The 11,463-nt window shown below is 57.3% G+C and carries 13 protein-coding genes; 7 read left to right on the top strand and 6 right to left on the bottom strand.

Going from position 1 to position 11,463, the window contains the following annotated elements:
- Positions 1-57: 57 nt before the first annotated feature.
- Together ABNG04_RS08090 and ABNG04_RS08085 are read right to left on the bottom strand one after the other, a co-directional pair.
- Entirely contained in the window at positions 58-810 is a 753-nt protein-coding gene (locus ABNG04_RS08090) for a tyrosine-type recombinase/integrase (RefSeq protein ID WP_371161612.1), read from the bottom strand.
- 432 nt (positions 811-1,242) lie between these two features.
- Positions 1,243-1,581, bottom strand: a complete 339-nt coding sequence (locus ABNG04_RS08085; protein WP_371161610.1) for a winged helix-turn-helix domain-containing protein — start codon at positions 1,579-1,581, stop codon at positions 1,243-1,245.
- Between the two features lie 378 nt (positions 1,582-1,959).
- Between ABNG04_RS08085 and ABNG04_RS08080 the strand changes: the two genes are divergently transcribed.
- Genes ABNG04_RS08080 through ABNG04_RS08060 form a run of 5 tightly spaced genes read left to right on the top strand, consistent with a single transcriptional unit; the run spans position 1,960 to position 6,466 of the window.
- Positions 1,960-2,283 carry a PadR family transcriptional regulator gene (locus ABNG04_RS08080; protein WP_371161608.1) on the top strand — a complete coding sequence of 108 codons (324 nt, stop codon included), beginning with the start codon at positions 1,960-1,962 and terminating at the stop codon, positions 2,281-2,283.
- Complete coding sequence (locus ABNG04_RS08075) at positions 2,280-2,741, top strand: DUF8112 family protein (RefSeq protein WP_371161606.1); 462 nt, start codon at positions 2,280-2,282, stop codon at positions 2,739-2,741. Before ABNG04_RS08080 ends, ABNG04_RS08075 begins: the two co-directional genes overlap by 4 nt.
- A gap of 47 nt (positions 2,742-2,788) precedes the next feature.
- Positions 2,789-5,581: a plasmid replication protein RepH gene (locus tag ABNG04_RS08070; protein ID WP_371161604.1), complete on the top strand. Its 2,793-nt coding sequence runs from the start codon at positions 2,789-2,791 to the stop codon at positions 5,579-5,581.
- Entirely contained in the window at positions 5,578-5,820 is a 243-nt protein-coding gene (locus tag ABNG04_RS08065) for a hypothetical protein (RefSeq protein WP_371161602.1), read from the top strand. The genes ABNG04_RS08070 and ABNG04_RS08065 overlap by 4 nt, the downstream gene beginning before the upstream one ends.
- Positions 5,813-6,466 carry a restriction endonuclease gene (locus ABNG04_RS08060; protein ID WP_371161600.1) on the top strand — a complete coding sequence of 218 codons (654 nt, stop codon included), beginning with the start codon at positions 5,813-5,815 and terminating at the stop codon, positions 6,464-6,466. Before ABNG04_RS08065 ends, ABNG04_RS08060 begins: the two co-directional genes overlap by 8 nt.
- A 548-nt stretch (positions 6,467-7,014) precedes the next feature.
- On the opposite strand, the gene ABNG04_RS08055 is transcribed toward ABNG04_RS08060, so the two are convergent.
- From ABNG04_RS08055 to ABNG04_RS08045, 3 genes are all read right to left on the bottom strand, one after another.
- On the bottom strand, positions 7,015-7,536 hold the full coding sequence (locus ABNG04_RS08055; protein WP_371161598.1) for a DUF7342 family protein: 522 nt from the start codon (positions 7,534-7,536) through the stop codon (positions 7,015-7,017).
- A gap of 443 nt (positions 7,537-7,979) precedes the next feature.
- A complete protein-coding gene (locus ABNG04_RS08050; protein WP_371161596.1) occupies positions 7,980-8,324 on the bottom strand; it encodes a PIN domain-containing protein in 345 nt (114 codons plus the stop codon).
- 8 nt (positions 8,325-8,332) lie between these two features.
- Positions 8,333-8,629 carry a UPF0175 family protein gene (locus tag ABNG04_RS08045; RefSeq protein ID WP_371161594.1) on the bottom strand — a complete coding sequence of 99 codons (297 nt, stop codon included), beginning with the start codon at positions 8,627-8,629 and terminating at the stop codon, positions 8,333-8,335.
- Positions 8,630-9,192: 563 nt separating this feature from the next.
- On the opposite strand from ABNG04_RS08045, the gene ABNG04_RS08040 reads away from it, so the two are divergent.
- Complete coding sequence (locus ABNG04_RS08040; protein ID WP_371161592.1) at positions 9,193-9,720, top strand: DUF7342 family protein; 528 nt, start codon at positions 9,193-9,195, stop codon at positions 9,718-9,720.
- 35 nt (positions 9,721-9,755) lie between these two features.
- On the opposite strand, the gene ABNG04_RS08035 is transcribed toward ABNG04_RS08040, so the two are convergent.
- Positions 9,756-9,893, bottom strand: a complete 138-nt coding sequence (locus ABNG04_RS08035) for a hypothetical protein (protein WP_006114978.1) — start codon at positions 9,891-9,893, stop codon at positions 9,756-9,758.
- A gap of 53 nt (positions 9,894-9,946) precedes the next feature.
- On the opposite strand from ABNG04_RS08035, the gene ABNG04_RS08030 reads away from it, so the two are divergent.
- On the top strand, positions 9,947-11,227 hold the full coding sequence (locus ABNG04_RS08030) for an RNA-guided endonuclease InsQ/TnpB family protein (protein ID WP_371161589.1): 1,281 nt from the start codon (positions 9,947-9,949) through the stop codon (positions 11,225-11,227).
- The last annotated feature ends 236 nt before the right edge of the window (positions 11,228-11,463 follow it).

Raw genomic sequence — 11,463 nt, 5'->3', positions numbered from 1 at the left:
GTGCGGTGAAACCGACTCCGGACAGTCTGCAAGCTTCTGGTGAGACGCCGCCGCACACTACTGTTGATCCCGGCCATCGACCGGACACTCGCCCTCGTACTTGCAGGGCTGTGTGTACTTGTAGGCGTATCCACTGATCGTGGACTTGTGGAGTCGGCCATTTTTCGACGAGAGGAGCGGCTTTCGGCCGTACTCGTCGACGACCTCCGGCCGCTTATTGGCGATCCAGTCGTCCAACAGCTCCGCGATGGAGTCCGACACCGCCATGTACCGGTTCGACTTCTCTTTGTTCTTGAGCGGCGTGCCGGATTCTGGTCGGTGAATGAAGCGAAGATGCTGATCTTTCGGGTCGTAGTCTTTCAGGTCGAGTGCATGGACTGCACTCCGGCGACACATCGTATGCCATATCAACGCCAGCGTCACGTGCTGGGTAGAACAGTAGTGATACGTTTCCAGGTTGGAAAGCACCTTCTCGGCCGTCTCCGAATCGAGCTCGGTGTGTCGGACGTTCTCGTCGTCGTTGAGCACCGGTGACTGGATGCGCTGAGAGAGGTTGGCCTCGACCGCCTCGATTCCTTCGGCCCACCGAACGAAGACGCGGATGGTGTCGAGGTTGGACTTCTCGGTCGAGGGTGCCCAGTCAGACTCCTCTCGCCGGTAAAGTTTGTATTCTTTGACGAGCCGTCCGGTGAGTTCGTTGAGATTATCGATGCCCCGTTCGTCGAGCCAGTTGACGAACGACGACAACCGCGATCGGTGCGCTGTGGTGGTGGCTTTGGACTGATGACTGCGGCGGTCATCAAGGTACATTTCCACTGATAAAGCCGGCTCAATTGGTTCTAATTCTTTCATAAGTTTGCTTTTGATTTTTCGGAGCAAACCACCAGACAGCAGCGGGACACGGATCGCGTTTGGGATGACAGTATCCTGCAGATATTGACTAGGAGCATAATAACCGAAGTACAGTAACTGTAATGGACTATTTTCGTTGAGCCTCGTTTGACGCGCTTGCAGGGCACTCAACACCGTACTAGATGTAGGTCTACAGGTTCATGTGGACACTTTCGGTTGAATTTCCGTCACAGAGGAGGCACTTGCTGCCAATCGGGCCGCAGCCACCGGGGCGTGGTAAGCAGCTACTCTGTTATGTTACCAACGTAACGATGAGATCAAATAGATTATCGCTGGAATATCCACCAGTGTGTTCACTCGGCTACTGCGCGATAGGACAACTACCTGCGTCTAAGGGGCGTCTCCATTAGTACCCTCGGTCGGAGCGGTATCAGCATTGTCGTCGGTGACGGCCTCGTCAGTGTCCTGATCGATGTAACGCCAGTCTTCGGTGTCGAGTCGACCCTCAAGATATGCCTCACCGTCTTCAGTAATCATGTAGACACCATTTCCGAGGTCATTAACAAGGCCCTGTTCAGACAGCTTTTTACATCGACGGTGGACCTGCTGTCGCGAGTACCGGATCGGACCTTCGCGTTTCATTTTTGTCGGTGACCCGGATTTGTGTTCAGACAAATATTCTAGAATGCGGTCATCAACCGCAGTCATCCAGCTACCCGCATATCTCATAGCTGTATTTCATACACCAGTGTCTATATTACGGTCGCTTGTCTCTCCAAAGCACCTTCGTTACATTGAAGTTACAGGGGTGCATATAATGAATCACAGAGCCCGAGCGTCGAATTCTTGGATCGCGAGAGAGTGTAGAAACCCCGGCCGCGGTGTACCAGCACCCGGCCAGGACGGGTTCTGTGCCCAATCACAGAACCATGCTAACGCTGGCAACTGCGGGGCTTAAGCCCTGCGAGACGACTGACGGACCGAGCAGCTCCTACTGGAGTTTGTGTACCAACCCAGCCGACAAGTACGGTGCTGCTCTCGGTAGCCTGCTCTATACAACACACAGGGCGACTCGCAGCGTCGCCAGAGAGATCAAAGAGGAGGGCAATGTCTAATCCCAACGCCGAGAGCGACAACATCCGGCTGGCCGACCTCGCGGCCGCCCACCGCGATTTGCTCTGGGTAGTCGCACAAACTGGCCCCACCGAGAGTCGTTCACTTCACCGCGAACTCTCTACGTACTACACCAAAGGCATCGACCAAACCCGTGTCTGTGCTGTCCTTGAGGAACTCATCGAATACGACTACGTCACCGAACGCACCCACGACACGGTAACGTACCGGCTGACCGAGTCGGCCCGTCGCGCACTTGCTGCTCGGCAAGCGTGGCAAGCTGGCAGTCATGACGTCACTGAGGGAGGACACAAATGACGCGACCCACAGACCTCCCCCAACTCACGCGCATCTCGATCAACACCACCCGCCCAATCTGCCAAGTCTGCGGGCAGCCGCTCCACGAAGGCGACGACATCACCGCCTACGCCTACCGCGCGGCCGGTGAGCCCGCGTACGCGATTGGATACATCATGTGCGGGGCAGATATCCACGAACACCCGACGGTCTTCACTCGTGGCGTTCGCGAGTACGTCCTCACGGGGCATATCGGGACGTGTTCAAACACGCAGACACAATCGACAACGTTCGTTCTGCTCGAACCGAGCACCGTTGTCACAAGCCCCACAACGAGTTCAGAGCCACGCGTCCACCGGGAAGCCACAACACCACGATCCCCAACCCACCAAAGAGAGCAGGAACCGACGCCGCTTCTCACGGCGGTTCGAGACCACGCTCGATCTGATGGTGGCCCGCGGCGCGAGGGCGCAGAGTGATGCTGGTCACGCTGACCAACCAGCCGATCACCCCAAGGTGACTGGCTATGCGAACACGCCAGCCTACGACTCGCAAGCGAGGGGTCCAGCTTGTCAGCCCCACGACGATCAGTTCCACCAACGGGATTATTTGTTCGGGGATCTCGCCTCGGATGACCGAGTGGCTCCCAGGGGTCCTCACTGAGCTCCGGCCACGCACTGAACAGAGTATCCGCACCCACGCCACCACAGACCCGTGGCGGACGAGCTCACAGCTCCTCACAGCAACCCTGCCTAGGTGGCAGCGAATGGACAACGCATGGACCGACGATATTGCGGAAGCCATCGCGTACACCCGCGCGATCACGACACTCGCGCTCACCTATACAGATGAACCCACTGAGACGCTCAATACGTACCACCAACAGCGACGTGAGAATCTAACCGACATTGTCACCAGCATCGGCACAGGACGCGGGCCGGTCAACGCCGGTCTTGGCGCGCTCGCAAAGGGGCCAGTGGCACTTCATCGCGAACTCGACGGCCAGCCGCGCGTCATCACACTTCTGTTGGACGGCAACGCGTGGACTAGCCTTACAGACCGCCGCACGGGGGTCCGTGCGCTCGCGGCAATTGCTGTGCTTGCGAGTGGATTCGACGTCCGACTCGTCGCGTCCCCTGCGGTACAACGACACCTCTCGAACCGCTATCCCGACTGGACCGACTGTCACTTTGATCTTACTGACAGCCGGGATTGGTCCCCCCAAACCGACCACCCCACTCAGAGTGTCGAGACCGCATGGGAGGCCATCTATGATCTCGACACCGAGCCAGGAAAGCGCCGGCTGCTTGGGAATCTCCAGACAGCGTCCGCCCGGAGCTACCGTGATCTCGTCAATGACCACGCAATCGACGTTGCTGAAGGGACAATCAGCAGCTATGTCCTCGACCTCGAAGCTCGTGACCTAGTCACAATCGACCGTCGTGGCCAACAGCACACGGTCCAACTAACCGATCTTGGACACCAAGCCGTCAAGCAGTGTCTCGATGACGAGTATGCGCTCGTCCACCCAGATCAGCGTCGCCTTGATGGGTGTCTTACTGCGACCCCTCAGGAAGTTACAAGTACAGTGTCGCCCCGCCGACGGGGTGAGATACCACCCGACGAGTGGGTGGCGACAACTAGAGACCCAGACGAAGATCAAGAATACGTCCAGTGGCTCACCGACTCAGCGGACGCCCCAGCTCACCTCCACAAGCGATTCGCCATGGCCGCTCATGAGGACGCCATCACACTCATCGATGACCAGCCACGCCGGTTCGAGGATGGCCGAGTTGGGTATCTCAGTCACACCGACGAAGAAACACTCGTCGTGCTCCAATGGGGTGGGCCCCTCGCAACGTTGGGACGTCTCGCGGGCGTCTTACTCAGTGACAAGGCCCTCTCGAAAATCCTCACCCCATCACGGCTTGGTCACGAGTTCGAGACACTCCACAAGCATCTCGATCACGATATTACGCAACTCCTCCAGCGTGGCCATCAGGTGGGGTGGTTCAGCGATGACGAAACAACCTACGACGCGTGGAAAGATCGGATCACGACGGTTCGAGACCAGCTTCTCTCGAAGGTCGCCAAACTGACAGACAGTGATGACACAGCTGCTCGAAGCGATCTCTTCGAAGATCTTCACGGGCTGGTCGCGTCGGCAACCCAGCTGTATCACGCCGCCGGCATCGAGCTCACAACCACCGTCAGAATCCCGGATACTGGCGCACTCACACGCAACTCCACCAACCTTCAGAATCTCTGTGGGTTCCTCGCCAAAACAGCCCCAAAACAGTCCGTCTACGGCGTTCACTCGGGCTATCGGCTGCTGTTCGAAGACCGGCCAGCAAAATTGCGTCGCCGACTCCCGTACGAAATTGAGAATCACGCGACGATGGATCTCACCATGTCGTGGGTGATCGCTGGCCCGACAGCCACCGAGCTCCATGACGCAATCACCACCGCACTCCGCGAGGAACTCACCGCGGTCCGGGAAGCGATTGCGGAGGGCACTGAAGCCGCACCGACACTCGAGATTCCGGTCGTCGACGGGACGACCTACCCCGCCATCCGGCGGGTGATCGACGACATAGCGATGACCCACGACGTACAGTGGACACCCCGTGAGCGCCAGCGGCTCATCCGGCTCTGTCTCCGCTCGTTCGGCCCGACCGACACCCGCAGTGCGTGTCCGTACGACGTTGTGGTGAGCCTGCTGCGAGCGCTGAACGAGTCTCACTCTCCGACACTGGCTGCCGTCGAGCGCGCAGCGGCCACCCTCTCGCCAGAGCGCTTTCGACCCGAGCTGACGCCAACGGCCACGAAGCTGTACGCCACGCTGCTCCACGCCGAGCAGCCGCTTGGCCGCACCGCGTTAATCAAGCGGGCCGACATCTCCGCGAGTAGCTATGACCGTCGCATCCAGACCGTACGCAAACTCGAGCGCATCCACCCCCTCCAGGTGGATGGCCACCGACGATGGACGAGCGAGCCAGAGATCTCGTTCACCCAACCAGCAGCCAATACAACAACACCGCTGGTGGCGCATCGACACCGAATTCAACCACACTGCGTCGTGAGCAGTGACCCCAACAAAAGCGCACAGACACGCGCTATCTGTGTACAAACGGAACTGTTCACGCCACCCGACACCATGATCAAAGACACCACGCTTCCAGTGAAACTGGACCAGTCCGACCAGCACGCCGCACAGCCCGCAGACCACACACACGGCACTCAGATGCCACAATACGCACAGACAGCAGCCCCACCAACCCCATCGCTCCACTCGAAACAAGGGGGTGAGAATCGATGACAGCACCCAAAGCGGATCTCAAAACAAACATCACACGCGACCAGCCAGTCACCCAGACAGCGGGCTCAATCCAAGTCGCGAAAGACGCCCTCGACGAGTCGGCTGTCTTGTTGAGTTTCGGCGGTGAGTGGGGAACCACCTACGCGGAACTCACGCCTGCAGAGGCACAATCGATCGCGGCCGCACTCGAAGACACAGCACGAGAACTCACCGAAAAAGAGGAATCCACAGATGCGTGAGTTCGATGAGGAACGTGACCAGATTCCAGGGGTGGGCGACACCGACGAGGAACCCACCACTGATCACGACCCGACAAACGGTCGGTGGCTCGAAAGACGGGCCGCCGAGGCACTCGAATCGTGGGGGTACCTGACAGCGCGCAACGAGCGCCTCTTCGGGCTCGAAACCGACGTGATCGCGCGGCGAAAACCACTCGCGAATGAGCCCGATGATTTTCTCGTCGTCGAGTGTAAAGACTGGCAGACAACCCTTGTGAGTCGCGACGCAGTCGAAGCCATCTCACATCGGGCGCTACTCGCTCGCGCAATGCCCATCCTGGTAGTGGCGTGGGGCGTGACGACCGCAGCGTGGCAGCTCGCCCAACAGCTTGATGTACGGATTCTCACCGCTGAGGACCTCTCGAAAGCGTCACTCCCACCGCTCACCGAACATCGCCCGCCACGAGGCACGTTCCGCACTCGCCGTGAGCCTCGGGTACGTGAATTTCGAGAGCTGATCCCAGCGCTCGTGGATCGCCGAAGCGACCTCGACATTGAGGCACCGGTGTTCTGCGGGAGTGGGGGCCGTGGGCCGTGTTACGTGCCCGATCGAACGGGTAATGATGAGTACGTTGACGCTCGTGAGAGCGACTACGAGTTCGAATGAGTTGTAGCTAAAGAAACCTAGGCTTGTTCAACCCATTCATCGAATGCCTCTCCGGAGATCTGGCTGACCCACATATAGAGTCCATGAATGTCATCGCTCGGGAGCTCTACCTACCTATACGCTGGAATCTTTGTTTCGAATAACCGCTGAAGCGCAGTCCACAGAATCTCTGTTGGCACAGATTTTGTGAATTTCGCGCGTGTCCGAGCGGATTCCCCTGTTTGCTGATGTTCGTACTGGAAGTGTGTCGAACCTAGATCTGGGTGGTCCTCGTCGCGATGCCACCCACAATTGAAGCCCGTGTTCGGGTCCCCATAGTGTATTCGATAGTATTCTGTCTCTCGTCGAAACCGCCACTCTACTTCAAGTATTGGAGACTGTGGGCCAGTCGGTGGCTCAATTCGATCGGGAGCGATATTCGCCCGGATGAACTCTTTCGAGATACTATCTGGCGCAAAGCCGACAGTCGTGATTTTGGGGTGCCGGTCCAGTACGTCACGAAGCCCGGTATAAACAGACGTATCAATTGTTCCTGGCAAGCCCATCGTTCAGACCGGGATCCTGTCTCGATCGGTCGCCCAGTCGTACTCTTTTAGAGCTGCCTTCACAACCGGCACCCGATCAGCAAGATGTTCCCACTCGCTGGCGATCTCACGGCGAACGTCGGCTTCAGCAGGGGTATCGACGTCGGCGATACTCGCAAGGAGTTCGCTTGGCGACTCGACGTTGTATTCGGCTTCCCACTCTGCGATCCGTGCTTGGATCGAATCCAGGGTGTCGGCAAGTTCCTCTCGGTCGTGTTCGCGTTGGAGGGTTGCGACTTCGCGATAGGTCGCCATCAGCTGATCGACGCAGTAGAGGGTCTGGCCTCCACGTTCGATCTTCTGTAAGACGTTATCCTCAACGAGTTGATCAAGGTACTTTTGAGCCGTCTTTGTCGTAGTTTCTGTTTCTTCGGCTACCCACGATGCTGTTCGGGGCGTTCGGAGCGTTCGTGCGGCTGCACGAACCCGCTCACCTCGCGTCATCGAAGGCGAGTTTGGATCGGTACTATCCGTTTCGTTTGACATAGGGCCTCCTATGGCCTGCTAAAATATATATCCAAGGGACTGTAGATATTTTAATAGAGGAGGATCTACCGACAGTGGTGAGTGATGTTCACTACTGTTTTTACACCACAACGATCATCATCCATTCTAAGTCCCTACAAACCGATCCGACAGCGGACGGTACCTGCGTTCAGATCGGCCAATATTAACCAACAATACCGGTCAGCTCTGTCGGGGAGAGAAGTCGCTCATCACCGGATTGGAGTTGGAAGACGAGTGTCTTTGTGAGCGACTTCTCCATAACTTAATCGACGGACTCGGGTGGTGTAAACGTATGAATTAGCGTTGATAGGTTAGGCGTTGTCGGCTTCACCCTCGGGGTCAAGCCCCGAGGCACTCGTCTTGAACCGCCTGTAGATCGCCGCCTGAAACAACAGTACGAGGTCCCAGACTTCATTGCCAATCTATTGTCCGCGTGTGCCGACATGCGCGTCATCGGTTACGAGTCGCATCTCTCGCTGAGACGCGATCGTGAGACACCGCGCGTCGGTCGAGGAAAGTGCGTGGTCATCGAGTTCATCTGCTAGTTTAACCTCGGTGTCCGTCGGAGCGACACTTTCGAGCCAGCCGTCGTTGTACGATTTGACTGCGTCGATATGGGTAACGAAATCGTAGCCTTCGTCCGCAGCACGGTCGAGTTCGTCGATAACCGAAAGGGGTGTCTGGACGGTCCCAAAGACCGACCGGAGCAGATCCAGCCGGTCGATCTTCGCGAGCGAACTCAGGACGTTGTTTTCGACGAACGCCATCCGTCGACTTATTGGCGGAACGTTTCCAAGCGATCCGAGCGAGCGGACTCGCTCAGGAATCCGGCCTCCCGGTCGATCCCTCGCTCCGCGAGTTCGCGCTTGAATGACTCCGTCGAGGCGCCGACCAATTCGGCGCCCCGATTGAGACTCACCGTTCCAGTCCGGTACTTTTCGACCACAAGCGAAACCCTGAGCTCCGGACGACGGCGCAACAGTTCGCGGACGGCCTCCTCGACGACGGCGTCAGTGTCGTCGTAGCCACCAGCGGCCGCGATGGCATCAAGATCCGCTCTGAATCCGGACATACGCGCCAGTACATCGGAACTACGGGTAAATACTCTGTCGCCTCCGATCGGCACCCCCGTTGCCAGAACAGCCGGTGGACGGCGGTCTCGAGGTAAAGACTGGCAGACCACCCTTGTGGGTCGCGACGCAGTCGAAGCCATCTCACACCGGGCGCTACTCGCTCGCGCAATGCCCATTCTGGTGGTGGCGTGGGTCGTGACGACCGCAGCGCGGTATCTCGCCCAGGTACTTGATATGCGGATCGTCACTACCGAGGATCTCTCGAAAGATTCGCTCTCACCACTCACAGAACATCGACTGCCACGAGGCACGTTCCACACTCGTCGTGAGCTTCGGATGCGTGAATTATCGAGAGATGACCCCAGCGCTGGTGGATCGCCGAAGCGACCTCGACATTGAGGCACCGGTGTTCTTCGCTGGTGGACGAGGGCCGTGTTACGTTCCTGACCGAACGGGCAATGATGAGTACGTCGACGCTCGCGACACTGACTACGACTTCGGGTAGGAGTGGTGTTAGAGAAGCTCTAAGAAATACACAATTATTTGCGTCTGTCGCATATAAATGAGAATAGAAATGAATAACCCAAATAGAGAGGCGTGGAAAGACAAGTATAGTGGGCGTGAGCGGGTCCGCATGGTCATTGAGACACTCGATGAACCCGCGACAGTCTCCGATATTGCAGAGGAAGCAGATGTCGCGTGGGGAACAGCAGATAGTGAACTAGAGGCCCTTGTGGCAGGAAATAACGCAGAAGAACACACCGTCGATGGACAGACGAGATATGCGCCAAACCCAGTACAGACGCTCATTGAGGAGGTACTTGACCTCATTAACGAGAACTCTCGTGATGAACTTGAGTCGACCCTTGTTGAACACACTGCTCAGGTCGAATCACTAGAGGAAAAATACGAAGTCGAGACCGCCTCCGAGCTGCGCAACAAACTGGTTGAAGAAGATCTCACGACAGCGGAAATGCGTGCCATTCGGAATGCTGTTTCGACGTGGGAGGCTCTGGAGACAGAGACCCGTCTGTTGAAACATGTACTACCTGACTCAAGGAGAGAGTCCCGCCCTTTAGAGCGGGCGTGAATCCGACACACTACGACACATACCCCGTTCGACGCTTACTCCGGGGTATCCTCCCTAACTTTCTTTTCTCCCTCAAGGAGCAATCCCTTCCATGTCAACCCACGATGTTTCTTCAGTTGCTTCAGTCGTTCGTACTGTTCGTCGTCATCGAACTCGATGCGAATTGCGACCATATAGTATCACATGAACGGAACAATTATGTGCGTTACGGTATAACCAATAGGTGATGAAGCGGGCCAATACGTTCGATGTGATTCCGCAGTCCAACGAGGACGAGGAGTTGCTTCGACGCCTGTTGGATGCTTCTGCCGCTCTCTGGAACGAAATCAACTACGAGCGCCGCGAGAACTACGCCGACCCAGACAAAGACGTGTGGGACATCAGCGAGTATCGCGGTCGCTACGGCGGGACACTCGGTGCGTCCACGGTTCAACAAATCGAACGCAAGAACCGCGAAGCGTGGAACTCGTTCTTCAGCCTCAAAAAGAAGGGCGAAGCCAACAGTAAACCCGGATACTGGGGGAACTCGGAAGACGGACGAGAACTCCGCACGTACATCCGCAACACGTCATACTCAGTCGAGTGGGGTGAATACTCCCGGCTCGAAATTCTCGTCGGTCAAGACCTGAAAGACGAGTACGGGCTTGGATACCGCGAACGTCTCCGCCTCGAAGTTCGAGGCGATCCCAATTGGAAGGAGTACAAGAAACAGGGTCGGTTAGAGTTGTTCTACGACGAGCAAGCACAGACGTTCAGGGCCTTTCAGCCAGTCACAATCAGCGAAGACCATTCTCGACTGGCACACCCACTGGCTTCAAAAGAAGCCGCTCTGGATATTGGTGCGAACAACCTCGTCGCTTGTACAACCACGACCGGTCAGCAACTCCTGTATGAAGGGCGTGACCTGTTCGAGCGATTTCGCGAGACGACACGAGAAATCGCCCGCCGCCAATCGCTCTTGGAAGAAGGACGATACAGTAGTGACCGCATCCGGTGCCTGTACGATCGGCGCACGAAGCGACGTGACCACGCCCAAGACGCCCTCGCTCGTGACCTCATCGAACGCCTGTACGAGGATGGCGTTTCGACGGTGTACGTCGGGGCGCTGACGGACGTGCTTGACACGCACTGGTCGGTGGAGACGAACGCGAAGACGCACAATTTCTGGGCGTTTAGAGCGTTCGTGAACCGACTGGCGTGCACCGCCGAAGAATACGGTATTTCGGTGGAAGTTCGGTCGGAGGCGTGGACGAGCCAGGAGTGTCCGAACTGCGGCTCGACAGAGGACACGATCCGGCATCAGGATACGCTGACGTGTCCGTGTGGATTCGAGGGGCACGCAGACCTATCTGCGTCAGAGACGTTCCTTCGACGGCAGACGACGGTAACACGGTCGATGGCACGGCCTGTATGCCTCAAGTGGGACGACCATAATTGGTCAGAGTCACCACGCTCAGTTCCCAACGAGGAGCATACGAACCCGCAAGTTGCCTCCGTGGGTCGGTAACCGATACCCCCAGCGCGAGGAAACCTCGCCGTTCACGGCGAGGAGGGTGTCATACAGATGTCACTCAGCTCTCTGATTCCGATAGGGATGGACACATTGCGATCGCCTGAGCCCGATGATCTTTCTCGCAAACAGAGACGGCCTCAATAACAAACGGATTCATCGACGAATCAAGAACCGGCTCCAGAGTGATTCTGTATTCAGCATAATTCGAGGTGGAGCCTCCGACCTCAAGG

The organism is Halorubrum miltondacostae, from assembly GCF_041379815.1.
Lineage (GTDB): Archaea > Halobacteriota > Halobacteria > Halobacteriales > Haloferacaceae > Halorubrum > Halorubrum miltondacostae.
This window is presented reverse-complemented; position numbering and strand designations above follow the sequence as displayed.